The organism is Saccharothrix sp. DSM 118769, assembly GCF_052936295.1.
Genome location: NZ_CP193627.1, coordinates 1,618,403 through 1,641,007 on the forward strand (window position 1 = coordinate 1,618,403; position 22,605 = coordinate 1,641,007).

At 73.3% G+C, this 22,605-nt stretch carries 26 protein-coding genes; 14 read left to right on the forward strand and 12 right to left on the reverse strand.

The window, feature by feature from the left end; all coding sequences use genetic code 11:
• Positions 1 to 3 precede the first annotated feature (3 nt).
• Positions 4 to 687: a class III extradiol dioxygenase subunit B-like domain-containing protein gene (locus ACRAKJ_RS07785; RefSeq protein WP_438926637.1), complete on the reverse strand. Its 684-nt coding sequence runs from the start codon at positions 685 to 687 to the stop codon at positions 4 to 6.
• Between the two features lie 187 nt (positions 688 to 874).
• Between ACRAKJ_RS07785 and ACRAKJ_RS07790 the strand changes: the two genes are divergently transcribed.
• The gene (locus tag ACRAKJ_RS07790; RefSeq protein ID WP_447008905.1) at positions 875 to 2,233 is read left to right on the forward strand and encodes a DUF349 domain-containing protein; all 1,359 of its coding nucleotides are present in this window, start codon (positions 875 to 877) and stop codon (positions 2,231 to 2,233) included.
• Positions 2,234 to 2,240: 7 nt separating this feature from the next.
• Here ACRAKJ_RS07790 and ACRAKJ_RS07795 read toward each other — a convergent pair whose 3' ends face one another.
• The 4 genes from ACRAKJ_RS07795 to miaB are packed head-to-tail and all read right to left on the reverse strand — an operon-like array spanning position 2,241 to position 4,538.
• Positions 2,241 to 2,363, reverse strand: coding sequence for a hypothetical protein (locus ACRAKJ_RS07795; protein ID WP_447008906.1), 123 nt, complete (start codon positions 2,361 to 2,363; stop codon positions 2,241 to 2,243).
• A complete protein-coding gene (locus ACRAKJ_RS07800; RefSeq protein WP_438923430.1) occupies positions 2,354 to 2,602 on the reverse strand; it encodes a GNAT family N-acetyltransferase in 249 nt (82 codons plus the stop codon). The genes ACRAKJ_RS07795 and ACRAKJ_RS07800 overlap by 10 nt, the downstream gene beginning before the upstream one ends.
• On the reverse strand, positions 2,599 to 3,084 hold the full coding sequence (locus tag ACRAKJ_RS07805; RefSeq protein WP_438923431.1) for an Rv2732c family membrane protein: 486 nt from the start codon (positions 3,082 to 3,084) through the stop codon (positions 2,599 to 2,601). Before ACRAKJ_RS07805 ends, ACRAKJ_RS07800 begins: the two co-directional genes overlap by 4 nt.
• Entirely contained in the window at positions 3,069 to 4,538 is a 1,470-nt protein-coding gene (gene miaB, locus ACRAKJ_RS07810) for a tRNA (N6-isopentenyl adenosine(37)-C2)-methylthiotransferase MiaB (RefSeq protein WP_438923432.1), read from the reverse strand. Before miaB ends, ACRAKJ_RS07805 begins: the two co-directional genes overlap by 16 nt.
• 57 nt (positions 4,539 to 4,595) lie before the next feature.
• Here miaB and ACRAKJ_RS07815 point away from each other — a divergent pair, with 57 nt between their 5' ends.
• Positions 4,596 to 5,543, forward strand: coding sequence for a TAXI family TRAP transporter solute-binding subunit (locus tag ACRAKJ_RS07815; protein WP_438923433.1), 948 nt, complete (start codon positions 4,596 to 4,598; stop codon positions 5,541 to 5,543).
• Between the two features lie 35 nt (positions 5,544 to 5,578).
• On the opposite strand, the gene ACRAKJ_RS07820 is transcribed toward ACRAKJ_RS07815, so the two are convergent.
• Positions 5,579 to 6,955 carry an ATP-binding protein gene (locus ACRAKJ_RS07820; RefSeq protein WP_438923434.1) on the reverse strand — a complete coding sequence of 459 codons (1,377 nt, stop codon included), beginning with the start codon at positions 6,953 to 6,955 and terminating at the stop codon, positions 5,579 to 5,581.
• Positions 6,956 to 7,627, reverse strand: coding sequence for a response regulator (locus ACRAKJ_RS07825; protein ID WP_438923435.1), 672 nt, complete (start codon positions 7,625 to 7,627; stop codon positions 6,956 to 6,958).
• 161 nt (positions 7,628 to 7,788) lie between these two features.
• Between ACRAKJ_RS07825 and ACRAKJ_RS07830 the strand changes: the two genes are divergently transcribed.
• The 4 genes from ACRAKJ_RS07830 (at position 7,789) to ACRAKJ_RS07845 (ending at position 11,065) form a co-directional block, all read left to right on the forward strand.
• Positions 7,789 to 8,517 carry an ATP-binding cassette domain-containing protein gene (locus ACRAKJ_RS07830; RefSeq protein ID WP_438923473.1) on the forward strand — a complete coding sequence of 243 codons (729 nt, stop codon included), beginning with the start codon at positions 7,789 to 7,791 and terminating at the stop codon, positions 8,515 to 8,517.
• A gap of 62 nt (positions 8,518 to 8,579) precedes the next feature.
• On the forward strand, positions 8,580 to 9,467 hold the full coding sequence (locus ACRAKJ_RS07835) for a glutamate ABC transporter substrate-binding protein (protein ID WP_438923436.1): 888 nt from the start codon (positions 8,580 to 8,582) through the stop codon (positions 9,465 to 9,467).
• Between the two features lie 75 nt (positions 9,468 to 9,542).
• Positions 9,543 to 10,217 (forward strand): ABC transporter permease subunit, encoded by a 675-nt coding sequence (locus ACRAKJ_RS07840; RefSeq protein WP_438923437.1) that lies wholly within the window; start codon positions 9,543 to 9,545, stop codon positions 10,215 to 10,217.
• Positions 10,214 to 11,065, forward strand: coding sequence for an ABC transporter permease subunit (locus tag ACRAKJ_RS07845; protein WP_438923438.1), 852 nt, complete (start codon positions 10,214 to 10,216; stop codon positions 11,063 to 11,065). The genes ACRAKJ_RS07840 and ACRAKJ_RS07845 overlap by 4 nt, the downstream gene beginning before the upstream one ends.
• Positions 11,066 to 11,140: 75 nt before the next feature.
• Here ACRAKJ_RS07845 and ACRAKJ_RS07850 read toward each other — a convergent pair whose 3' ends face one another.
• Entirely contained in the window at positions 11,141 to 12,238 is a 1,098-nt protein-coding gene (locus ACRAKJ_RS07850; RefSeq protein ID WP_438923439.1) for an Rv2629 family ribosome hibernation factor, read from the reverse strand.
• Positions 12,239 to 12,285: 47 nt separating this feature from the next.
• Here ACRAKJ_RS07850 and ACRAKJ_RS07855 point away from each other — a divergent pair, with 47 nt between their 5' ends.
• The 4 genes from ACRAKJ_RS07855 (at position 12,286) to ACRAKJ_RS07870 (ending at position 14,457) form a co-directional block, all read left to right on the forward strand.
• Complete coding sequence (locus ACRAKJ_RS07855; protein WP_438923440.1) at positions 12,286 to 12,990, forward strand: EcsC family protein; 705 nt, start codon at positions 12,286 to 12,288, stop codon at positions 12,988 to 12,990.
• A gap of 301 nt (positions 12,991 to 13,291) precedes the next feature.
• Positions 13,292 to 13,447, forward strand: a complete 156-nt coding sequence (locus ACRAKJ_RS07860) for a hypothetical protein (protein ID WP_438923441.1) — start codon at positions 13,292 to 13,294, stop codon at positions 13,445 to 13,447.
• 34 nt (positions 13,448 to 13,481) lie between these two features.
• Positions 13,482 to 13,670 (forward strand): hypothetical protein, encoded by a 189-nt coding sequence (locus ACRAKJ_RS07865; RefSeq protein WP_438923442.1) that lies wholly within the window; start codon positions 13,482 to 13,484, stop codon positions 13,668 to 13,670.
• A 358-nt stretch (positions 13,671 to 14,028) separates the two neighbouring features.
• Positions 14,029 to 14,457 carry a CBS domain-containing protein gene (locus ACRAKJ_RS07870; RefSeq protein WP_438923443.1) on the forward strand — a complete coding sequence of 143 codons (429 nt, stop codon included), beginning with the start codon at positions 14,029 to 14,031 and terminating at the stop codon, positions 14,455 to 14,457.
• Between the two features lie 26 nt (positions 14,458 to 14,483).
• On the opposite strand, the gene ACRAKJ_RS07875 is transcribed toward ACRAKJ_RS07870, so the two are convergent.
• Entirely contained in the window at positions 14,484 to 15,011 is a 528-nt protein-coding gene (locus tag ACRAKJ_RS07875) for an ABATE domain-containing protein (RefSeq protein ID WP_438923444.1), read from the reverse strand.
• A gap of 64 nt (positions 15,012 to 15,075) precedes the next feature.
• Here ACRAKJ_RS07875 and ACRAKJ_RS07880 point away from each other — a divergent pair, with 64 nt between their 5' ends.
• The gene (locus ACRAKJ_RS07880; protein WP_438923445.1) at positions 15,076 to 15,729 is read left to right on the forward strand and encodes a maleylpyruvate isomerase family mycothiol-dependent enzyme; all 654 of its coding nucleotides are present in this window, start codon (positions 15,076 to 15,078) and stop codon (positions 15,727 to 15,729) included.
• Here ACRAKJ_RS07880 and ACRAKJ_RS07885 read toward each other — a convergent pair.
• The gene (locus tag ACRAKJ_RS07885) at positions 15,713 to 16,477 is read right to left on the reverse strand and encodes an arylamine N-acetyltransferase (protein ID WP_438923446.1); all 765 of its coding nucleotides are present in this window, start codon (positions 16,475 to 16,477) and stop codon (positions 15,713 to 15,715) included. The two genes, ACRAKJ_RS07880 and ACRAKJ_RS07885, sit on opposite strands and share 17 nt — an antisense overlap.
• A 194-nt stretch (positions 16,478 to 16,671) precedes the next feature.
• On the opposite strand from ACRAKJ_RS07885, the gene ACRAKJ_RS07890 reads away from it, so the two are divergent.
• Both ACRAKJ_RS07890 and ACRAKJ_RS07895 read left to right on the forward strand, forming a co-directional pair.
• Entirely contained in the window at positions 16,672 to 17,607 is a 936-nt protein-coding gene (locus tag ACRAKJ_RS07890) for a DUF3500 domain-containing protein (protein WP_438923447.1), read from the forward strand.
• On the forward strand, positions 17,604 to 18,236 hold the full coding sequence (locus tag ACRAKJ_RS07895; protein ID WP_438923448.1) for an endonuclease V: 633 nt from the start codon (positions 17,604 to 17,606) through the stop codon (positions 18,234 to 18,236). Before ACRAKJ_RS07890 ends, ACRAKJ_RS07895 begins: the two co-directional genes overlap by 4 nt.
• Here ACRAKJ_RS07895 and ACRAKJ_RS07900 read toward each other — a convergent pair.
• Positions 18,224 to 19,453 carry a family 4 glycosyl hydrolase gene (locus ACRAKJ_RS07900; RefSeq protein ID WP_438923449.1) on the reverse strand — a complete coding sequence of 410 codons (1,230 nt, stop codon included), beginning with the start codon at positions 19,451 to 19,453 and terminating at the stop codon, positions 18,224 to 18,226. The two genes, ACRAKJ_RS07895 and ACRAKJ_RS07900, sit on opposite strands and share 13 nt — an antisense overlap.
• 39 nt (positions 19,454 to 19,492) lie before the next feature.
• Positions 19,493 to 20,512 (reverse strand): adenosine deaminase, encoded by a 1,020-nt coding sequence (add, locus tag ACRAKJ_RS07905; protein WP_438923450.1) that lies wholly within the window; start codon positions 20,510 to 20,512, stop codon positions 19,493 to 19,495.
• 159 nt (positions 20,513 to 20,671) lie between these two features.
• Between add and ACRAKJ_RS07910 the strand changes: the two genes are divergently transcribed.
• Positions 20,672 to 22,519, forward strand: a complete 1,848-nt coding sequence (locus ACRAKJ_RS07910; RefSeq protein WP_438923451.1) for a Xaa-Pro dipeptidyl-peptidase — start codon at positions 20,672 to 20,674, stop codon at positions 22,517 to 22,519.
• The last annotated feature ends 86 nt before the right edge of the window (positions 22,520 to 22,605 follow it).

Below are 22,605 nucleotides of genomic sequence, written 5' to 3' on the forward strand. Positions count from 1 at the left end.
CGCTCAAGCCTCCCAGACGGCCCAGTGGTACCCGACCCCGTAGGGGGCCAGGAACGCCGACCGGGTGCACCGCCACGCGCCCGGCACGGCCGCCGCGACCTGCCACGCGGCCCGCCCGCCCGCGCCCAGCTCCGCCGCCAGCGCCGGGTCCAGCGCGCCCAGCGCGTCCCGGTCCGCCGAGGCCAGCGCCCGCCGCACGCCGTCGTCGAACGCCCCGGCCCGGTCGTCGGACCGCCCCACGGCCAGCTCGCCGTGCCGGTGCGACCCGTCGCCCAGGACGAGCAGCGCGGGCGTGCCCGCGAGCCGCGCCCCGAGCGCCGCGCAGTCGGGTCCGGGCAGGTCGGGCGGCACGAGGTGGACGCGCACCCGGCGCGCCCCGGCGCGCTCCCGCAGCCAGCCGGCGACCAGGGCGGGCAGCGGCAGTTCGTCGTCCACCCGGGTCGCGCCCTCGGTGAGCGACACCGGCACGTCCACCCCGAAGCCGCGGAAGCTGCCGGCCACGTCCTGCACCACCCTCGGCCCGGACGGGTCGACGCCGACGGCCACCCACTCGTCCGAGTGCGCCGCCAGTTCCCGCGCCGCGGCCAGGCTCGCCGCCCGCACCGGTTCGGTCTCCGGCGCGGCGCCGGCGACCAGTTCGGGCACCAGGAGCGGGGGGTGCGGCACGACCGCCAGTCGCGAGATCATGACAACCCACGCTACCGATCGGCCACCACAGGTACCGATGCGAGCCCTGACCTGTTTGAATGCGCGCGAGGTACTGGCGACCCTTCAGGTGGGTCGCGCGGTACCCGGGTGCTGGGCCCCGCCGCTGGCGGGGCGCCCGTGGTCGGCACGGGCACCACGAAGTGGGCAGGCGAGGAGGAAGCCGGCGATGACGGAGCACGAGACGACACCGGAAGCCACTGGTGACAGTGGTGCGGGGGCGGTAGTCGAGGAGACCCCGGTGGCAGCCGCGCCGGTCACGGCCCCGGCCGCACCGGTCACGGCCCCGGCCACACCGGTCCCCGTGGCGTCGGACCACCCTGACCGCTGGGGGCGCGTGGACGCGGACGGCACCGTCTACGTCAAGACGGCCGACGGCGAGCGCGTCGTGGGCTCGTGGCAGGCGGGCGAGCCCGCGGAGGGCCTGGCGCACTTCGCGCGCCGGTTCGACGACATCCGCACCGAGGTCGAGCTGCTGGTGACGCGGCTGACCGCCGGGACGGGCGACCCCAAGCACGCGATGACCAGCGCCAAGCACGTCCAGGAGAGCCTGGCCGACGCGGCGGTGGTCGGCGACCTCGCGGCGCTGGCGGCCCGCGTCGAGCACGTGCTCGCGCTGGCCGAGAAGGGCCTGGAGGCGGCCAAGGCGGCCAAGGACGAGGCGCGCGCCGCGGCCGGGGCCCGCAAGCAGGAGCTGGTCGAGGAGGCCGAGGTCCTGGCCAACGAGTCGACGCAGTGGAAGGTGGCCGGCGACCGGCTGCGGCAGATCCTGGACGAGTGGAAGACCATCCGGGGCGTCGACCGCAAGACCGACGAGCAGCTGTGGCGTCGGTTCTCCAAGGCGCGGGACGCGTTCAACCGCCGGCGGGGCTCGCACTTCGCCGACCTCGACCGGCAGCGGGGCGTCGCCAAGAACCGCAAGCAGGAGCTGGTCGAGGAGGCCGAGAAGCTCGTCGAGTCCGACGACTGGGGCCCCACGGCCGGCCGGTACAAGGACCTGATGGTCGAGTGGAAGGCCGCCGGGCGCGCGCCCAAGGAGGCCGACGACGCGTTGTGGCAGCGGTTCCGCGCCGCCCAGGACGCGTTCTTCGCCAAGCGCTCCGAGGCGTTCAACGAGCGTGACGCGGAGTTCGCGACCAACGCGAAGCTGAAGGAGGAACTGCTCGCCGAGGCCGAGCGCATCGACCCCTCCGGCGACCTGGAGACCGCCCGCCAGCAGCTCTACAAGATCCAGGAGCGGTGGGACGCGATCGGCAAGGTCCCGCGCGAGCGCATCCGCGACCTGGAGGGCAAGCTCCGCGCGATCGAGGAGCGGGTCCGCGGCGCGGTCGACGCCCAGTGGCGCCGGTCCGACCCGGAGGCCGAGGCCCGCGTCGCGCAGTTCCGCGAGCGCGTCGAGCAGTTCGAGGCCCAGGCCGAGAAGGCCCGGTCGGCGGGTGACAAGCGCCGTGCCCAGCAGGCCGAGGCCCAGGCCCAGCAGTGGCGGGAGTGGCTGGCCGCGGCCGAGCAGGCCGTCGCCTCCCGCTAGCCGCGGGTCAGCGCCCCGGCCCCCGCCCCACCGGTGCGGGGGCCGGGGCGCTGACGAACAGCAGGTCGGGGCCGTCCTCGCCGTCGCGGTCGAGGTGGTCGGCGCGGACGAGCCCCGCTTTCAGCGCCACGCGCGCCGGTCGTCCAACCGGGTGGGCCTCAGCCCGCAGAAGCCGAACCCGCGCCAGTGGGCGAGCCACCGCTCCGGCAGCGCGACGGCTTCCTCCGGGGTGCGCAGGGCGTCGGACGGGTTGTGCTCGCACGCCCGCGGGTCGCGGTGGACCGCGTGCACGGCCGCCGCGTCACCGGGCACCGGCGGGCGCAGCACGAGCCGCGCCGTGCCCAACTCCCCGGCGGCCGGGCGGGTCACGGCAGGTCGGGGCGCGACGCCGCGAGCCTCAACCACTTCACCAGCAGCACGACGACCGCCACCACGGCGACGACCAGCCCGATGCCCGGCCCGGGCCCCGGCGCGTGGCCGGTCGTGGTCTGCGTCGTCCAGATCGACAGCACGCCCGCCACCGACGCGGCGAACGACGCCAGCGCGGACACCCAGGCCAGCGCCCAGCGCCGCAGGGCCAGCGTCAGCGCGGGCAGCAGCACGCCCGCCACCAGCGCCGCGTAGCCGAACACCTTGGGCAGCGCGGGCGCGTCGTCGAACAGCACGCGCAGCCCCGGCTCGCCGCCCACCCAGGGCAGCACCAGGGACACCAGCACCGCCAGCACGGCGACGGCGATCGTCAGGGCACCCGAGCCGGGGTCGACGCGCCTGGCCGCCGAGCGGCCCACGTCGTCGATCTCCTCGCGCAGCCGGGACAGGTCGTCCGGTTCGGCGTTCACGCGACCGAGCACCCGCCCACGGCAGCGGGCAGCGGGGCCGGCGTGCCGAACGACGGCAGGCCCAGCGTGACGCCCGGCGTCTTCGGCCTCAGGCCCGCCTCGGACCGGTCGCCCGCCTTCGTGCGGCGGTGCGACAGCAGGGGGCCGTCCGCGATCAGGTTGTGCGGCGCGCCGTAGGTCACGACGGTCTCCACCACGTCGCCGGGGCGCACGTGCGCGTCGCCGGGCGTGAAGTGCACCAGGCGGCCGTCGCGGGCACGCCCGGTCATCCGCTTGGTCTCGGTGTCCTTGCGGCCCTCGCCGGAGGCGACCAGCAGCTCGACGCGCCGGCCGACCTGCTTGCGGTTCTCCTCGTGCGCGATCTCGTTGACCAGGGTCACCAGCCGGTCGTACCGCTCCTGCACGACCTGCTTGGGCAGCTGGTCGGGCAGCTCGGCGGCGGGCGTGCCGGGGCGCTTGGAGTACTGGAAGGTGAACGCGGAGGAGAACCGGGCCTCGCGGACGACGTCCAGGGTCGCCCGGAAGTCCTCCTCGGTCTCACCGGGGAAGCCGACGATGATGTCGGTGGTGATGGCCGCGTCCGGCATGGCCGCGCGCACCTCGTCCAGGATGGACAGGTACTTCGCCGTCCGGTACGAGCGGCGCATCTCCTTGAGCACGCGGTCCGAGCCCGACTGGAGCGGCATGTGCAGCTGGTGGCACACGGCGGGCGTCTCGGCCATCGCGGCGATCACGTCGGAGGTGAAGTCCTTCGGGTGCGGCGAGGTGAACCGGACCCGCTCCAGGCCCTCGACGCCGCCGGTGGCGCGCAGCAGCTTGCCGAACGCGAACCGGTCGCCGAACTCGACGCCGTAGGAGTTCACGTTCTGCCCGAGCAGGGTGACCTCCAGCACGCCCTCGTCGACCAGCGCCCGCACCTCGGCCAGCACCTCGCCGGGGCGGCGGTCCTTCTCCTTGCCGCGCAGCGACGGGACGATGCAGAAGGTGCACGTGTTGTTGCAGCCGACCGACACCGACACCCAGCCCGAGTAGGCCGAGTCGCGGCGGGCGGGCAGCGTCGAGGGGAAGGTCTCCAGGGAGTCGAGGATCTCGACCTGGGCCTCCCGGTTGTGGCGGGCGCGCTCCAGCAGCACCGGCAGCGAGCCGATGTTGTGCGTGCCGAAGACCACGTCCACCCACGGGGCGCGCTTGACGATCTCGCCCTGGTCCTTCTGGGCGAGGCAGCCGCCGACGGCGATCTGCATGTCCGGGTTGGCGGTCTTCGCGGGCGCGAGGTGGCCGAGGGTGCCGTAGAGCTTGTTGTCGGCGTTCTCGCGGACGGCGCAGGTGTTGAAGACGACGACGTCGGGCGCGGTGTCGCCCTCGGCAGGCGTGTAGCCCGCGTCCTCCAGCATGCCTGCGAGGCGTTCGGAGTCGTGCACGTTCATCTGGCAGCCGAACGTGCGGATCTGGTAACTGCGGGTCACTGCACCTAGTCCTTCCGTCGGGTCCAGGGTAGAGCCTGGACGTGCGACGATGCGCAGGTGTCGGGAACGCTGCTGCGCTTGCACGCCGTGGGGGCCGCCTTGGCCCTCGCCGCCCTGTCGTCGACCGCGTGCGGCGACGACTTCGACCAGGTCAAGCTCACCGTGGCGGCGGGCAGCCCGGTCGGTGTCTACGCCAAGTTGAGCACGGCCCTGGCCGACGCGTGGACCCGGGACCCCGGCATACCGCGCCCGCAGGTGACCGAGACGTCCGGGTCGGTGGACAACCTCCAGCGGCTGCGCGGCAACCAGGCGCAGGTCGGCTTCTCGGCGGCCGACGCGGCGGCGGACGCGGCGGCCGGCACCGGCGGCGGGCACAAGCTGTACGCGCTGGCCCGGATGCACGACGACTACCTCCAGCTGGTCGTGCGGGCCGACGTCCCGGCGACGAAGCTGTCCGAGCTCAGGGGCATGAGGGTGAGCCTCGGCGCGCCGGACTCGGGCGTGCGGCTCATCGCCGAGCGCCTGCTGACGTCGGCCGGCATGTCGGTCGGCGACCTCCAGCCCAGCTACCACGACCTCCAGGCCAGCACCGACCGGATGCGCGAGGGGGCGCTGGACGCGTTCTTCTGGTCCGGCGGCGTGCCCACCGACGCGGTCACCGACCTGGCCACCACGGTGAAGCTGCGCATGCTCGACCTCGGCGACGTGCTGCCCGCCCTGCGCCGCACCTACCAGGTGTACGGCTCGGCGACGCTGCCCGCGTCGGCCTACCAGCTCGGCGGCGGCCCGGTCGTCACGCTCGTCGTCCGCAACTTCCTGCTGGTCAACGACACGATGCCGGACGACGTGGCGGAAGCCCTGGTCAGGGGTCTGTTCGCGGCCCAACCGGCGCTGGTCGCGGCCAGCCCGGTGGCCAGGTCGATAGAGGTCCGCTCGGCGATCGAGACCACACCGGTCGAACTGCACCCCGGCGCGATGCGGTACTACCGCGACGTGAAGGTCTGACCACCACCCCGGCCACCCCGGTCACACGGCACCGGTCACACGGCGGGGAACTCCACCTCGACCCGCAGCCCCTCCCCGGGCGGTGACAGCAGCCGGACCGTGCCCCCCACCCGTTCCACGATCTGCCGCACCAGCGCGAGCCCCAGGCCCGAGCCCTGCACGTTCTGGTGCGCGGGGCTGCGCCAGAACCGGTCCGTGGCCCGTTCCAGCTCGTCGGGGGCCAGGCCGGGGCCCTCGTCCCGCACGGCGATGCGCACCACGCCGTCGCGCCGCCGCACGTCCACGTGGACGAGGGTGCCCTCGGAGGTGAACTTCAGGGCGTTGTCCAGCAGCGCGTCCAGCACCGTCTCCACCCCGCGCGGCGGGACCAGCGCGGTGCCGCCGGGCTCCCCGTCGAGCACGAGGTGCACCTCGCGGGCCGCCGCCGCGGGCTGCCACGCGGACAGCCGCCCCGCCACGGCCCGGTCCACGTCCACCGGCACGGGGTCCACCGACGGCGCGCCCGCGCGGGCCATCGACAGCAGCTCGTCCAGGATGCGGTTGAGCCGGTTGGCCTCGTCCAGCGCCGCCACCTGGTGCTGGACCCCCTCGCCGACCACGTGACCCTCCAGGTTGGACAGTCGCAGCTTCAGCGCGGTCAGCGGGTTGCGCAGCTGGTGCGAGGCGTCGGCCACGAACGCCCGCTGCGCGGCCAGCACGTCGCCCACGTTGGCCGCCATCTGGTCGAACGAGCGCGACAGCCGGCGCAGCTCCGGCGGGCCGTCCGACGCGCCCACCGGCGGCGCGGGTTGCCCGGACACCACCGCCGCGAGCAGCGCGCCCGTCGCGTCGTCGAGCCGCTTCACCGGCCGCAGCGTCCAGCGCACCAGCGGCAGCGCCGCGAACACCGCCGCGACCAGCACCAACATGCCCGCGACCAGGATCACCGTCCACCACACCAGCACCTCGAACCGGGTCTTCGAGGTGGGCGAGAACGTCACCACCGCGCCCTGGACCTCGCCGGCCTCCAGCACCGGTTCGGCCAGCACCAGCTCGGAGGCGTCCCACGGCACGATCAGCCCCGGCGCGGCCGGCTGCCGGCCCGCGAGGGCCCCGCTGACCAGGTCGGCCACCTCCTCGGAGGAGACGTCGACCGCCCCGGACGTGGCCACCACCTGCCCGTCCCGGCCGAGCAGGGCCACCCGGACGCCGTACAGCTCGTGGTAGCGGCGCAGCTCGCTCTCCAGCACCCACGGCTGGTCGTCGATGAACGGCCGCTGCGCCAGGGAGGCGAACCTCGTGGTGTCGGTGAGCCGGTCCAGGAACATCTCCTGCTGCTCGGTCTGCGCCACGCCCCGCCCCAGCGGCACGCCCATGCCGACCAGCACGATGACGATCAGCGTCACCACGATCCCCAGCAGTCGCGACCGCACTCAGCCCCCGCCCAACCGGTACCCGACCCCGCGCACCGTCTCCAGCAGCGACGGGCGCCCCAGCTTCGTGCGCAGCGTCGCCACGTGCACGTCCAGCGTCCGGTTGGCGCCGGCCCACGTGCGCCCCCACACCTCCGCGAGGATGCGCTCGCGGGTGCACACCGCGCCACCGGCCGCCACCACCAGGGCCAGCACCTGGAACTCCTTGCGCGACAACGCCACGGGTTCACCCCCCACGGTGACCTCGTGCCGGGCCAGGTCGACCCGCACGTCGGACGCCTCGAACACCTCGGTGCCGGTCCCGCCGGCCCCGACCGGGTCGCCGCGCCGCCGCCGCACGGCGTGCACGCGGGCCACCAGTTCGCCCACGTCGTAGGGCTTGACCAGGTAGTCGTCCGCGCCGGCGTGCAGGCCGAGGATGCGGTCGTCGATCTCGCCGCGGGCCGACACGACGATGATCGCCACGTCGCTGGCGGCCCGGATGTGCCGGCACAGCGTGACACCGTCCACATCGGGCAGGCCCAGGTCCAGCAGCACGACGTCGACCCCGGCCAGCCGATCGAGCGTCCCCCGACCGGTTGCTTGGCGGTCTACGCTGAAGCCGCGCCGGGTCAGCGCCGGTACCAGCGCTTCTGCCACGCGGTCGTCGTCCTCGACCAACAGCACGCGCACCGTGGGGCCTCCCGATAAGTGTCGCCACCCTGTGACAGAGTTGAGACCCTAAGTCTTGCTCAATCGCCTGGACTGGTGTGGGGATTCACACCTAGGTTTCCGCCATCGCTCAGGAACCCCCTACTGGAGGACTGATGACCGCCGCCACTCCTGCTCCGCCCATGATCCGGATGGCGGGCGTGGACAAGTTCTTCGGCCCCTTGCACGTCCTCAAGGACGTGACGCTGGAGGTGCCGAAAGGCCAGGTAGTCGTCGTGCTCGGTCCTTCCGGGTCGGGCAAGTCCACGCTCTGCCGCACGATCAACCGCCTGGAGCCCGTCAACTCCGGCGTCATCGAGCTGGACGGTCAGCCGCTGCCCGCGGAGGGCAAGGACCTCGCCCGGCTGCGCGCCGACGTCGGAATGGTTTTCCAGTCTTTTAACCTGTTCGCCCACAAGAGCATCGTCGACAACGTGATGCTCGCGCCCGTCAAGGTCCGCAAGACCCCCGCGGCCCAGGCCCGCAAGACGGCCATGGAGCTGCTGGAGCGGGTGGGCATCGCGAACCAGGCCGAGAAGTACCCGGCCCAGCTGTCGGGTGGGCAGCAGCAGCGCGTGGCGATCGCGCGCGCCCTGGCGATGCGCCCGAAGGTGATGCTGTTCGACGAGCCGACCTCCGCACTCGACCCCGAGATGGTGCAGGAGGTGCTGGACGTGATGACCACGCTGGCCAAGGAGGGCATGACCATGCTCGTGGTGACCCACGAGATGGGCTTCGCCCGCAAGGCCGCGGACCGCGTGATCTTCATGGCCGACGGCGAGGTCGTCGAGGACTCGACGCCGGAGGCGTTCTTCTCCGCGCCGAAGTCCAACCGCGCGAAGGACTTCCTTGGCAAGATCCTGACCCACTGAAGTCCCCCGACCGCGGCGCTGAGCCTGGCGCCGCTCTATCCCGAAAGAGCAGGAGACAGACGATGAGGGTTCGCACCCTTGCGGTGGTGCTGCTGGCCGGCGGCCTCGCCCTGACCGCGTGCGGCAAGGAGGGTGGCCCCGGCGACGGCGGCGCGGCCCCCACGCAGCAGGCCGCGGCCGACGTGAAGGTGGACGGCTCCGCGACGTTCGAGAAGATGAAGAACCGCGGCAAGGTCGTCATCGGCGTCAAGGAGGACCAGCCGGGTCTGGGCTACAAGGACCCGACCAGCGGCAAGTTCACCGGCTTCGACGTGGAGATCGCGAAGCTGGTCGCCGCGAAGCTGGGCTTCTCGGACGACAAGATCGAGTACAAGGCCATCGCGTCCGCCGGTCGCGAGCAGGCGCTGATCAACGGTGACGTGGACTACTACGTCGGCACCTACACGATCAACGCCAAGCGCAAGGAGCAGATCGCCTTCGCCGGCCCGTACTTCACCGCCGGCCAGGACCTGCTGGTCGCGAAGAGCGACGACTCGATCACCGGCCCGGAGACCCTCAAGGGCAAGAAGGTCTGCTCGGTGACCGGCTCCACGCCGATCCAGAAGGTCAAGAACGAGGGCCTGACGGAGCCGGAGAACATCGTCGAGCTCCAGAACTACTCGCAGTGCGTCACGCAGCTCCAGCAGGGCGCCGTCGACGCCGTCACCACGGACGACGCGATCCTCAAGGGCTACGCGTCCCAGGAGCCCGAGAAGATGAAGGTCGTCGGCAAGCCGTTCTCGAACGAGCCGTACGGCATCGGGCTGCCCAAGGACGACAAGCCGCTGCGCGACAAGGTCAACGACATCCTGGACGAGGCCATCAAGGGCGGTGACTGGCAGAAGGTCTACGACGTGACCCTCGGCAAGTCGGGTTCCACGGCCCAGAAGCCGGTCCTGGACCGCTACTGATCACCCGGGGCGGCCGGTCGTCGGGCCGGCCGCCCCGCCACCAACCTCCCGAGGAAGCCTGCCCAGAGGAAGCCCATGGACGTCCTGCTCGACAACCTCGACCTGTACGGGCCCGGGTTCCTCAACACCGTTGAGCTGTTCCTGATCTCCGCGGTCGGGTCTCTGGTGTTGGGAACGATCCTGGCGATGCTGCGCGTCGCCCCCGTGCCGGTCTTCAGGTTCGCCGGCGCCGCGTACGTGACGATCGTGCGCAACACCCCGCTCACGCTGGTGTTCTTCTTCTTCGTGTTCGCGTTCCCCCTGCTAGAGATCGTCGACGCGGGGACGTTCGGCGGCTCCGCCGCCAGCTACTACTGGGCCGCGGCGCTGGCCGCGCTGATCCTCTACACGTCCGCGTTCGTGTGCGAGGTCATCCGCTCGGGCATCAACACCGTCCCGGTCGGCCAAGCCGAGGCGTCCCGCGCGCTGGGCCTCACGTTCGGTCAGATGCTCGGCTCCGTCGTGCTCCCGCAGGCGACCCGCGCGGTCGTGCCGCCGATGATGAGCACCCTGATCGCGCTGCTCAAGAACACCACCATCGCGGCGGGGTTCTCCGTGTTCCAGGCCGGTTCGATCAGCCTGAACCTGGCCGACCGCGGTGAGAACCAGCTGATCGGCCTGCTCTGGGTCGCGCTGTTCTTCGTGGTGCTCGTCATCCCCATGACCCTGCTGCAGCGCAGCCTCGAGAAGCGGTGGAGCGTCGCCCGATGAGCTCGGTCCTGTTCGACGTCCCGGGCCCGCGCGCCCGGACGCGCCACCGCCTGTACGCGGTCGTCGGCATCGCCGCCCTGGTCGCGATCGTCGGCTTCGTGGTCTACCGCTTCGCCGAGAGCGGCCAGTTCGACGGCTCGAAGTGGGACTGGATCCAGTACGAGAAGGTCCAGCTCGACCTGCTCAGCGCCCTGGGCAACACGCTCAAGGCGTTCGCGGCCGGCGCGGTGCTCGCCCTCGTCTTCGGCGCGATCTTCGCCGCCGGGCAGCTGTCGGACCACGCGGTCTTCCGCGTGCCGTCCATGGCGGTGGTCGAGTTCTTCCGCGCGGTCCCGCTCGTCGTGCTGATCTTCGTGTTCCACTACGGCGTGTCGCTGGGCGCGCCGTTCTACTCGGTGGTGCTGGGCCTGACCCTCTACAACGGGTCGGTGCTCGCCGAGGTCTTCCGCGCCGGCGTGCTGTCGCTGCCCCGCGGCCAGAGCGAGGCCGCCTACGCCCTGGGCATGCGCAAGACCCAGGTGATGAACCTGGTGCTGCTGCCGCAGGCGGTCCGGGCCATGCTGCCCGCGATCATCAGCCAGCTCGTCGTGCTGCTCAAGGACACCGCGCTCGGCTTCCTCATCACCTACGAGGAGCTGCTGTACTACGCCCGCTACCTGGGCTCGATCTTCGAGTTCGGCCGCCCGCTGGTGCCGGTCACGATCGTGGTGGCCACCCTCTACATCGTGATGTGCCTGCTGCTGACGTGGCTGGCGAACACGCTGGAGAAGCGGAACCGGCGCAGCAAGAAGGTCATCGAGACCGAGCTGCCGCAGAAGGCCGAGGACGTGGTGGCCGCAGCCGTCTGACCTGCGCGAACAGGTTTGGCACGGGTTGTCGGAGGGGCGTGGCGCCGGTCGGTGCCACGCCCCTCCGGCGTCCGGTCAGCGGTGCCGCAGGATCGCGCCCACGCCCTCGAACAGCGACGCCCGGTCGGTGACCAGCACCTGCGCGCCGGTCGCGGCGGCGGCGTTGGGCAGCACCTCGTCCGCGCGGTGCTCCTCGACGCGCTCGACGCCCAGGCCGCTCAGCTCGGACTTGCGCAGCGCGACCAGCGCCGGGTCGTCGCCCGTCCACAGCGTGCGGTCGCCCAGCGCCGGGTCCGCGACCAGCAGCGCGGCCACGTTCGCCTCGCGCAGCGCCTCGACCACGGGCTCCAGCCCCTGCACGGCCAAGCCGCCGTCGCGGCCCGACTCGGTGGCGAACCGCTCGACCAGCTCGTTGTCCCGGTTGAACTGGTGCTCGGCGACGAGCGCCCGCACGGCGCTGTCGAACGCCTCGTCGTCCGACCCGTCGGCCAGGCTCGCGCCCTCGACCTCGACCAGCACCTCGCGGCACCGCGTGGTCAGCTCGTCGCGCACCGCGGCCCGCGCCTGCGTCTCGCCGCCCAGGACGAGCAGCCCGGCGCCCAGCTCGCCGACCAGCTTGTCCACGGCCTCGGCGACCAGGGCGGCGTTGCGCTTGGCGTTCTCCTCGACCGAGTGCTGCATGCGCAGGTGCGACCAGCCGCCGCCGCGCACCTTGTGCACGGGGTGCTCCTCGCCGCGCACCTCCTCGGCCGCCACCTCGCCCTGCCGGCCGACCTGCCCGTCGTAGCCGTGCACGTCCGCGCCCTTGCGGTCGGCGAGCACGACGACGTGCGGCACGCTCGTGCCCAGCGACGCGGCCAGCGGCAGCACGTGCGGCAGGTCGGACCACCGCGCGGTGGTCGTGGCCGGTGGCCGCGGCATCACCCGATCGAGAAGCACGGCGCCGTGCGCGGCGATCAGCGCCCGGCCCGCCTTGCCCACGACCGGCGTGAGCGCGACGGCCTCCAGCGCGTCCAGCGTCGCCTCGTCCGCACCCTGCCGGGCCAGGTCGTCACGCACCCCGCGCCAGCGCAGCTCGACGGCCTTGGCAGCGTCCTCGGTGTCGTGCGAGGCGTCCAGGTAGACCGACGCGAACGGACCGCGTTCCCTGACCAGCTCTCCCAACGAAGACATGTCCATTGGCGGGGTTTACCCGCTGCCGCGCCGCGTAACCTCGGGGCATGGCGGACGAACCGGGAGCACTCACGAAGGTGCAGCAGAACATCGTCGGCAACCTCCTGCGGGTGGGGATCAACGGGTTCGGGCCGTTCAAGAGCGCGACCGAGATGGCCCAGGACGCCCTGGAGAAGGCCGAGACCCCCGCGGACGCGGTGAAGCACCTGATCAGGACGCACGTGACGGCCGCGGGCGTGCAGGGGTTCGCGACCAACGTCGGCGGCCTCCTCACGCTGCCGATCGCGCTGCCCACGAACGTGGCGGCGGCGACCCTCGTGCAGGCGCACCTCATCGCCTCGATCGCCGCCGTGCACGGGCACGACCTGGAGAGCGACGAGGTGCAGACCGCGATCATGGTCTGCATGCTCGGCAACGCGGGCACGGACGTGCTGAAGAAGGCGGGCATCCGGGCGGGCTCGAAGCTCACCATGGCGTTGATCAAGAAGATCCCCGAGCAGCTCATCAAGGAGATCAACAAGCGGATCGGCTTTACCCTGCTGGCCAAGTACGGCAGCACGAGGGCGACCGTGACGCTGGCCAAGGGCGTCCCCCTGGTGGGTGGTGTCATCGGCGGCACCTTCGACGCCGTGACGACCCGAGCGGTCGGCACCTTCGCCGCCCGCTTCTTCGCGGGGGAGGACGACGGGCCGCCGCGCGTCGTGGACGGGACCGTGATCGACGGCGAGGTCGTGGACGTCACCACCGACTGACCGGGCGTCACCCGGACGGGGTCGGCGGGGGTGCCGGCGGTCGCACCGGCCGCCCGCCGGCCGGTCCGAAGTGGACGCTCACCCGCCCCCGCCGGGTAACGGGTTGGCACGGCGGGCGATTCGCGCTAACGTCATCCGCATGTTCTTCCAGATCTACCTCTGAGGACTTCTTCCTCCAGCGCCGCACCGGCCGAGCGCCGTGCCGCGCCTTCTCCTGGTGGCCCCAGCGGCTCTCTTCGCCGACCCGTCTGAACCGGGTCGCGCCCCCTTGCACGCCTCGACCCATCGAGGAGGCGGACGCATGCCCACCATGCGCAACGAACCACAGCACGACGACGGTCAGCCGATGAACCGCGCCACCCGGCGCGGCGCCCGCTCGTCCGGTGCGGCACAGCCGCGCTACGGCGGCGGCCGACTCGTCGTCTCCCCGCGCCAGTACGCGATGCGACGTCGCTGACCAGCGACGACGTCACACCTCAGGAGGTAGTCCGATGGAGAACCACGAGCACGGCGACGGTGAGCAGGAGCAGGAGCAGGAACAGGGGCCGACCGTCGTCCCCAACCGCCGCGAGCGCCGGGGCCACGCCCAGAAGGCCGGCGGCGTGCAGGCGTCGCAGGGCAGGCCGTTGCAGAGCGGCTTCGCCGGCCGCCGGGTCTTCCGCCGCAAGGCCGGTGGCTGACCCGGGCCCCGACGCCGGTCCGGGCCCCGGACGCCGATCCGGCCGTTGACGCCGGACGCCGGTCCGGGTCGCCGACGCCCGACCACGACCCGCCGGACGCGCACCCCGCGCCCGGCGGGTCGTGCGCGTCCACGGTGGACGATCACGTCACCGCGCCGCCGCTCCGCTGCTCCGGCCGGGTGACGCCCGGGGCGTCCCGGCCCACCGGCGCCCGATCGCCGCACGCGGTGTGCCGGGCGCGGTAGCCCGACTGCACCAAGTGTGGGTTCCTTCGGGCGCGTGACCTGTCGGTCACCCGTCCGGGCAACTAGCGTGAGCCGGGTAGCAACCGGATCTGCCGTGGATCGGGAGGCGCCCCATGAGGATCGCTGACGTGTTGCGCAACAAGGGTTCGGACGTGGCCACGGTCGGGACGGGTGCGTCGGTGGCGGAGCTCCTCGCCGCGCTCGCGGAGCACAACGTGGGCGCGATGGTCGTGACCGGGCCCGAGGGCATCGCCGGGATCGTGTCGGAACGGGACGTCGTGCGCGGGCTGCACGACCGGGGCGGCGAGCTGCTGGGCGCCGCGGTGTCGGAGATCATGACGAGCGAGGTGCTCACCTGCGCCCCGAGCGACCCGGTGGACAGCCTCACGGTGCTGATGACCGAGCGGCGCGTCCGGCACGTGCCGGTGCTCGACGGCGGCCGGCTGGTCGGCATCGTGAGCATCGGCGACGTGGTGAAGAGCCGCATCGACCAGTTGCAGACCGACCACGACCAGCTCGCGGCCTACATCGCCCAGGGCTGAGCGGGGACCTGCCGGGGTGGGACCGGTCAGTCCTGGGACCGGTGGTAGTGCCTGCTCACCCGGGCCCGGTTGCCGCAGGACGGCTTGCACCACTCCTGGCGCGGGTGGGCCCTGACGAAGTAGCGGACGCAGCGGGGCGCGGGGCAGGCGCGCAGGGCGCGGGCCTCGTCGCCCGCCAGGAACTCCGCGACGGCGGTGGCGAGCGCCGCCGCCAGCCGGTCGCCCGGCTCGGCGTCGTCCACGTGGCGCAGCACCGGCCGTTCGCCCCACTCCAGCCGCACGGTCCGCGGCACGCGCGCCGCCGTCTCGTTGACCAGCGCCAACGCCTGCTCGAACGGCATGAGGCGGGGCGTGTCCAGGCGTTCGGGGGCGTCCGCGGCACGGGCGCAGAGCGACCGCGCGGCCCAGCGCAGCTCCACCACCCGCAGGCGCAGCGCCTCGTCCGGCTCGACGCCCGCCCACGCGGCGAAGCCCTCGGGCGTGGCCAGGTCGTCGACGAGCCCGCCGTGCCCGTCGTGCCGGACCGTGCTCACGAACTCCAGCGCCAGTGCCACGCCGGCGAGTCTAGTGATAGGTTCCTAATGGCTTTAATCGTGTAAGGCATTAGGGGGACTTCCGATGACGATCCAGGCGGACGCGCTCGACGCCCACCGCGGGCTGGCCGAGCGCATCGCGGACCTGACCGACGAGCAGGTCGCGGCCCCGTCGGCGCTGCCCGGCTGGACCCGGGGGCACGTGCTGGCGCACCTGGCCAACGTGACGGTCGCCCTCGCCGGCCAGGCCGAGCACGAGGGCGAGCGGGTCGAGGTCTACCCCGGCGGGCGGCCCGCGCGGGACGCCGCGATCGAGGCGGGCGCCGGTCGTCCGGCGGCGGAGCACCGGGCGGCCCTCGCGGACGCCGCCGCCCGGCTGGAGGCGGCGTGGGCGGGGGTCCGCGACTGGGACAGCCCGGTCTTCTACCGCGACGGCACGCTGACCGGCACGGCGTACGCGCTGTGGCGCGAGGTGGAGATCCACACCCGCGACCTCGACCTGGGTCCCGTGGCGTGGTCGCCCGGGTTCCACGAGCACGTCGTCGACTTCCTCGCCGTGCGGGTGCCCGACGGCACCAGGCTCGTGCTCGCCGCCGCCGACGGTCGCGAGTGGACGATCGGCGACGGCCGGGAGGTCCGGCTCACCGGTGCCGCGGACGACCTCGTCGCGTGGCTGGCCGGCCGCGAACCGGTGGGCGTCGTCACCGGCGAGCGGCCCGCGCTCAACCCCTGGCGGTAGGCAGCTCCAACCCGAAGTCCTCGCGCAGCGCGGCGTCCAGCTCGTCGGGCGTCAGCTCGCGCTTGACGACCGAGCCGTCCGGCCGCGCCTCGGTGAGCGTGCGGTCGGAGAGGGCGTGGCGGGCGCGCTCGTCGGTCCGCTGCACCACCAGCCTGCCGAGGAACGCGGACTTCGGGTGCGTCGCGAGGTAGTGGCTGAGGACCTCGTAGTCGGCGGGCGTGCGCGGGTCCTCGGTGAAGTCGTACAGGGCCACCCACTCGCCGCCCTGCGCCGAGTTCAGCGTCCAGACGCCGTCGCGGTGGTCGAGCCGGAACTCCCAGTCGCCCTGCCGCTCGACCACGCCGGGCACCAGCGGCACGGGGGTGAGCAGCCCGCCGCCGCCGAACCCGACGTCGACCAGCCACCGGTCGTCCACGCGCAGGACGGCGTGCGTGCGCGGGATGTCGCCCGAGCGGCCCAGCAGCACGCGCGCCGCCATGCCGGTCACCCGGTGGCCGAGCCGGTCGAGCACGGCGGCGAACAGCAGGTTCTGCTCGAAGCACCAGCCGCCGCGCCGCCGCCGGACCAGCTTGTCCTGCAACGACGGCACGTCCAGGCGGATGGGCACGCCGTCGCGCACGTCGGCGTTCTCGAAGCTGATCGCGGCCAGGTGGGCGCGGTGCAGCCGGTGCACTGTGGGGTCCGGGTCGTGGGGGAGGCCGATGCGGCCGAAGTACGCGTCGAGGTCGATGAGGTCGCCGTTCCACACGGCTCCAGCATGTCACCAGCGGGTCACGGAGGGGAGTCGCGGGACGATCTCCACCTTCGTCCCCGAAGGCACGCCGCCGGCTCTCGCCCTGCTCGCGGTCGCGGGGGTGTTGACAACGGCGTGCCCGGTGGACGACCCTCCCGGACCGCGCGGAACGTGCTGCCGCGCGGTCCCCGGCCGGATAGGTTCGGGGGATGCTGCACGAGATCGCCGAGGCCACGCGCGGCTTCCTGGACACCCTGGACGAGGTGCGCCGCGCCGAGGCGGTGCGCCCCGCCACCGACGACGACCTGCGCAGGCGGTGGGCGTACACGCCGGGCGCGCGGCCGGGTGTGGTCTGCGGCGCGCTCGACCGCGACCAGCGCAAGGCCGTGCACCGGCTGCTGTCGTGCGTGCTCAGCCCGCACGCCTACGCCCAGGCCGCGGCGGTCATGGCGCTGGAGGACGTGCTCGACGACCGCGAGGGCGGCCACCGCGACCGCCACCAGGGCGACTACTGGACCGTGCTGCTCGGCGAGCCCGGCGACGAGCCCTACGGCTGGCGGGTCGAGGGCCACCACCTCTCGGTGAGCGTGGTGGTCGCCGAGGGCCGCGTGTCGGCCACCCCGTTCTTCCTGGGCGCGAACCCCGCCCGCACCACCTACCGGGGGCGCACGGTGCTCCAGCCGCTGCGGCTGGAGGAGGAGCTGGCGCGCGAGCTGCTCGACCGGATGGGCCCCACGGCGCGCGGCCTCGCCGTGGTCGCGGACCGGCCGCCGCCGGACGTGCGGACCGGCAACGCGCCCCGCGTCGGCGACGTGGAACCCGCCGGGGTGACCGCCGCGCAGCTGGACCGGTCCTCGCGCGGCCTGCTCGTGGGGCTGGTCCGCTACTACCTCGACCGGCTGCACGGCGACCTCGCCGACGAGGAGTTCGAGGCGCTCGACCTCGACCGGCTGCACTTCGCGTGGGAGGGCTCGGCCAGGCGCGGCGAGGGCCACTACTACCGCGTCCAGGGGCCGGAGCTGCTCATCGAGTACGACAACACCGCCAACGACGCCAACCACGCGCACTCGGTGTGGCGGCGGCGGTCCGGGGACTTCGGCGAGGACCTGCTGGCCGCGCACCGCGCCTCGGTGAGGCACTCGTGACGCCGGAGGAGGCCGTCGCGGAGCAGGAGCGGCTGCGCCCGCTGGTCGTGACGCGGACCGACCCGGACCTGGTGGTGCGGCACGTCGCCGGGCTGGACGTGTCCTACGCCGACGACGACCGGCTGGCCGCCGCCGTCGTGGTGCTCGACGCCGACTCGCTGGCGACCGTCGACACGGCGGTGGTGCGCGGCAAGGCGGACTTCCCGTACGTGCCGGGCCTGTTCGCGTTCCGCGAGCTGCCGTCGCTGCTGGGGGCGCTGGAGAAGCTCTCGGTGCGGCCGGACCTGCTGGTGTGCGACGGGCAGGGCCTGGCCCACCCGCGCCGGTTCGGGCTGGCCTGCCACCTGGGTGTGCTGACCGACCTGCCGAGCGTCGGGGTCGCCAAGACGCCGATGGGCCCGTTCGACCCGCCGGGGGAGGAGCGCGGCGCGGCCCGCGACCTGGTGGACGACGGCGAGGTCGTGGGCCGCGCGCTGCGCACCCGGGCGGGCGTGAAGCCGGTGTTCGTGTCGGTGGGGCACCGGATCGACCTCGACCGGGCGTGCGCCGAGGTGCTGCGGCTGTGCCTGCACCGGCTGCCGGAGACCACCCGCCGGGCGGACTCGCTGGGCCGCGCTCACCTCAGGTAGGCCAGCTCCGGGTGCCGGGCGGCGTAGGTGTCGAGCAGGCTGCGGGCGGTGGCGACCGAGTCGACCAGCGGGTGCAGGGCGAACGCCTTGAGCGCGGCGGCGCGGGTGCCCTCCGCGACCAGCCGGTCCACCGCCTTGACCGACGTGACGAGCCCGGCCGCGTGGTCGGGCAGCGGGCTCACCGGCAGCGGGCGCGGGCCGGCCGCGTCCACCTCGCACGGCACCTCGACGATCGCCTCCGGGTCCAGTGTGGACAGCGTGTGGCCGTTGGGCACGTCGAGGATCAGCGTGGCCTTCTCGTCGTCGTGGATGGCCCGCATGAGCGCCGCGGCGACGTGCTCGTACCCGCCGCCCTCCAGGCTGTCGCGCTCGCCCTCGCGGTCGTGCGCCATGTAGGTCGCCTCGCGCTCCAGCCGCGTGGTCTCCCAGTCGACCTCGCCGTCGTAGAAGCGCTTCTGCTGCGCCAGCAGGAACGCCCCGCGGTCGTCGCCCAGCGACTCCCGCGTCGAGTAGTAGTAGTGCAGGTACTCGTTGGGGACCACGCCGAGCGCGCGCAGCCACTCGCCGCCGAACAGCCTGCCCTCCTCGAAGCCCGCCAGCGCCGCGTCGTCGGCCAGCAGGGTCGGCAGCAGGTTGTCCGAGCCGCCCTCGCGCACGCCCTGGAGCCAGCCGAGGTGGTTGAGGCCCGCGTAGTCGAACACCGGGTCGTCCAGGCGCAGCGCCCGCGCGACCCGGCGGCACAGCCCCACCGGCGAGTCGCAGATGCCGATGACCCGCCCGCCGAGGTGCCTGGCCATGACCTCGGTGACCAGACCCGCCGGGTTGGTGAAGTTGATCACCCACGCGTCCGGGGCGAGCTCGGCGACCCGGCGGGCGATCCGGTCGGCCACCGGCGCGGTGCGCAGGCCGTAGGCGACGCCGCCCGCGCCGACGGTTTCCTGGCCGAGCACGCCGTGCGCGCGGGCCACCTCCTCGTCGATCGCGCGACCCGCCAGGCCGCCCACCCGGATCGCGGAGAACACGAAGTCCGCGCCGCGCAGCGCCTCGTCCAGGTCGGTGGTCGCGGTCACCGGCGGGCCGCCGCGCAGCACGTCGCGGACGGCGCGCAGCCGGTGGGCGTCCACGTCGTGCAGGACCAGGTCGGTGACGCGCTCGTCGAGCGCCTTGTGCACCAGCGGCACGCGGAAGCCGCCGCCGCCCAGGATCACGAGCCTCATGCGCCCCATCCTGCCCCGGCGGGCGGTCCGGGCGCCGGTTCAGCGGGGCGGCCCGGCCGGGCGGGTCAGCGCGTCGATCCCGTCCAGCAGCGACCGCTTGAGCGCCTCCGGCGCGAAACTGGCCCGCACCCCGGTGCGGGCCAGGTCGGCCAGCTCGTCCCGGCCCAGGCCGAACCGCTCGTGCACCAGCAGGTACTCGGCGTTCAGGTCGGTGTGGAACATCGCCGGGTCGTCGGTGTTCAGGCACACCGGCACCCCCGCGTCGAGCAGCCGGGGCAGCGGGTGGTCGGCGAGGTCGGGCACCGCGCCCGTGCGCAGGTTGGACGTGGGGCTGATCTCCAGCGTGACGCCCTCGTCGGCCAGCCGGCGCAGCAGCTCGGGGTCCCGGGCGGCGCCGACGCCGTGGCCGATCCGCTCGGCGCGCAGGTCGTCGAGGGCTTCGCGGACCTGGTCGGGGCCGGTCGTCTCGCCCGCGTGCGGCACGCAGTGCAGGCCCGCGTCCCGGGCCAGCGCGAACGCCTCGCGGAACGCCCGGCGCGGCGCGTCCGCCTCGAAGCCGCCCAGGCCGAAGCCGACCGTGCCCGGCGGCCGGTGCCCGGTCGCGTACCGCGCGCTGGTCAGGCCGAAGTCGAGGTCCCACACGCCGGGCACGTCGAACACCCAGGCCAGCTCGACGCCGTGCTCCGCCCGCGCCCGCTCCCGGCTCGTGGTCAGCGCCTCGTCCAGCTCGTCCGCGGCGATGCCCGCGCGCAGGTGGCTGGTCGCGCTGACCGTCACCTCGGCGTACCGGACGTTGCGCCGGGCGTGCTCCTCCGCCAGGCCGAGCACCAGCGCCTGGACGTCCTCACCGGTCGTGACCAGGTCGTTCACCGTGCCGTAGACCTTGATGAAGTGGCCGAAGTCGGTGAACTCGTAGAAGCGGCGCAGCTCGGCCCGGTCGGTCGGCACGCCGTGCTCCGGGTGCCGGCGGGCGAGGGTGAGGACGGTATCGGGGGAGGCTGACCCGACGAGGTGGACGTGGAGCTCCACCTTGGGCAGCGCGGCGATGAAGTCACGCATGGCGCGGGCGAGTCTGCACATGTCCCCGCCGCTGGTCAAGGGGCCGTTCGTCGGGTCTTCACGTTCTATCCACTGTGGACTGTGGACGCCCTTGACAGGGGTGTGCGGCGAGGGGAGGGTCTGCCCGAAACCTGTCCTGGACATGATGGGGGTTCGGTCGTGAAGGCTGTACGGAGAGCCGCCGTCGTCGCGGCTCTGGTGACGCTGCCGCTGGGGCTCGTGCCCGCGGTGGCCGGCGCCGCGGCGGAGGGCCCGGTGTTCGTCGGCGGCGAGGCGCAGCCCGTCTTCGACCCGAAGGACGTGGTGCGCGAGAGCGTGTGGGTGCGCGCCCCGGTCGACAGCGACCGCGACGGTCGCGACGACGAGGTCTACACCGAGGTGGTGCGCCAAGGGGCGACCAACCGGGGGCTCGACGTCCCGGTCGTGTTCTTCAACAGCCCGTACTTCTCCGGCGGCAACGACGTGGCCAACCACGACGTGGACGTCGAGCTGCACGTGCCCGACCGGAAGGGCGGCCACGACAAGCGCGACGGGTCCCTGCTCAAGGCGCAGGCCGACGAGCGGATCGCGGCGGCAGTCGGCCCCAACGCCGGGCCCATCACGTCCGGTCGCTACGAGGCGTACTTCATCGCCCGCGGCTTCGCGGTGGTCTACGCCGAGTCGCTCGGCACCGGCAAGTCGACCGGCTGCCCCACCTCCGGCGGGCACAACGAGACCGTCGGCTCCAAGTCCGTGATCGACTGGCTGAACGGCCGCACCACCGCCCGCGACGCGGCGGGCGCGGACGTGAAGGCCACGTGGACCACCGGCAAGGTCGGCATGATGGGCGTGTCGTACAACGGCACCCTGCCCAACGCCGTCGCCGCCACCGGCGTGGAGGGGCTGGAGGCGATCGTGCCGATCGCGGCCATCTCCAGCTGGTACGACTACTACCGCGCGGACGGCGCGGTCGTCGCGCCCGGCACGTTCCAGGGCGAGGACCTCGACGTGCTCGCCGAGTACGTCTACACCCGCGCCGACCGGGAGGTCTGCAAGCCGGTCATCGCCGAGGTCGCCGCCCGGCAGGACCGCGTGACCGGCGACTACAGCGAGTTCTGGGACGAGCGGAACTACGTCAAGGACGCCGACGAGGTGCGTGCCGCGGTGCTCGCCGTGCACGGCCTGAGCGACTGGAACGTCAAGGTCAAGCACGTCTCGCAGTGGTACGAGGCGCTCAAGCGCAACGGCGTGGAGCACAAGATCTGGCTGCACCAGTCCGGGCACACCGACCCCGACACGCTGCGGTCCGCCGAGTGGCGGCGCACGATCAACCGCTGGTTCTCGCACTACCTCCACGGCGTCGACAACGGCATCGAGAAGGAGCCGAGGGCGACGATCCAGCGCGAGGACAAGGTGACGTGGACCGACGAGGCCGAGTGGCCCGCGCCGGGCACGTCCAAGGCCCGCCTCCACCCGTGGGCCGGCGGTGCGGCGAAGGGCGCGCTGCGGGCGCAGCAGGTCCCCGGCCGTCCCGTGGTCGAGTCCCTGCGCGACGACGCCTCCGTGCTCGCGGAGGACCTGGTCGACGCGCCCGCCTCGGTCAACCGCCTGTCGTACGCTACCCGGCCCGCCTCGGAGGCCCTGCGGTTCTCCGGCACGGCCCGCGTCGACCTGGCGATCTCGTTCGACCGGCCGGCGGCCAACGTGACCGCGCTGCTGGTCGACCGCGCGCCGGACGGCACGTCGCACGTCATCACGCGGGGCTGGACCGACCCGCAGAACCGCACGTCGCCGTCGAGGACCAAGGCGATCGAGCCCGGCAGGCAGTACCGGGTCGAGGTCGAGCTGGAGCCGAACGACTACGTCGTGCCGGCCGGGCACAGCGTCGAGTTCGTGCTGATCTCCTCGGACTACGACTACACGCTGCGCCCGGCGCCGGGCGCGGGCCTGTCGATCGACCTGACCTCGACGACCGTGGAACTCCCCGTGGTCGGCGGGACGCAGGCGTTGCGCCGTTCGGTTGGTTAGGAAGTAATTCACGAAGCGAACACTTGGTAAGTCTTCCACTTCGGCGGCCGGTCTGATCGGATCACCGCACCAGTCGTCAAGGAGGT

Bases quoted from the DNA above. Each gene is read 5' to 3' on its own strand.
- ACRAKJ_RS07785 (WP_438926637.1), bottom strand. From the start codon at position 687: ATGATCTCGCGACTGGCGGTCGTGCCGCACCCCCCGCTCCTGGTGCCC.
- ACRAKJ_RS07790 (WP_447008905.1), top strand. From the start codon at position 875: ATGACGGAGCACGAGACGACACCGGAAGCCACTGGTGACAGTGGTGCG.
- ACRAKJ_RS07830 (WP_438923473.1), top strand. From the start codon at position 7,789: ATGATCCGGATGGCGGGCGTGGACAAGTTCTTCGGCCCCTTGCACGTC.
- ACRAKJ_RS07835 (WP_438923436.1), top strand. From the start codon at position 8,580: ATGAGGGTTCGCACCCTTGCGGTGGTGCTGCTGGCCGGCGGCCTCGCC.
- ACRAKJ_RS07840 (WP_438923437.1), top strand. From the start codon at position 9,543: ATGGACGTCCTGCTCGACAACCTCGACCTGTACGGGCCCGGGTTCCTC.
- ACRAKJ_RS07845 (WP_438923438.1), top strand. From the start codon at position 10,214: ATGAGCTCGGTCCTGTTCGACGTCCCGGGCCCGCGCGCCCGGACGCGC.
- ACRAKJ_RS07850 (WP_438923439.1), bottom strand. From the start codon at position 12,238: ATGTCTTCGTTGGGAGAGCTGGTCAGGGAACGCGGTCCGTTCGCGTCG.
- ACRAKJ_RS07855 (WP_438923440.1), top strand. From the start codon at position 12,286: ATGGCGGACGAACCGGGAGCACTCACGAAGGTGCAGCAGAACATCGTC.
- ACRAKJ_RS07860 (WP_438923441.1), top strand. From the start codon at position 13,292: ATGCCCACCATGCGCAACGAACCACAGCACGACGACGGTCAGCCGATG.
- ACRAKJ_RS07865 (WP_438923442.1), top strand. From the start codon at position 13,482: ATGGAGAACCACGAGCACGGCGACGGTGAGCAGGAGCAGGAGCAGGAA.
- ACRAKJ_RS07870 (WP_438923443.1), top strand. From the start codon at position 14,029: ATGAGGATCGCTGACGTGTTGCGCAACAAGGGTTCGGACGTGGCCACG.
- ACRAKJ_RS07880 (WP_438923445.1), top strand. From the start codon at position 15,076: ATGACGATCCAGGCGGACGCGCTCGACGCCCACCGCGGGCTGGCCGAG.
- ACRAKJ_RS07890 (WP_438923447.1), top strand. From the start codon at position 16,672: ATGCTGCACGAGATCGCCGAGGCCACGCGCGGCTTCCTGGACACCCTG.
- ACRAKJ_RS07900 (WP_438923449.1), bottom strand. From the start codon at position 19,453: ATGAGGCTCGTGATCCTGGGCGGCGGCGGCTTCCGCGTGCCGCTGGTG.
- add (WP_438923450.1), bottom strand. From the start codon at position 20,512: ATGCGTGACTTCATCGCCGCGCTGCCCAAGGTGGAGCTCCACGTCCAC.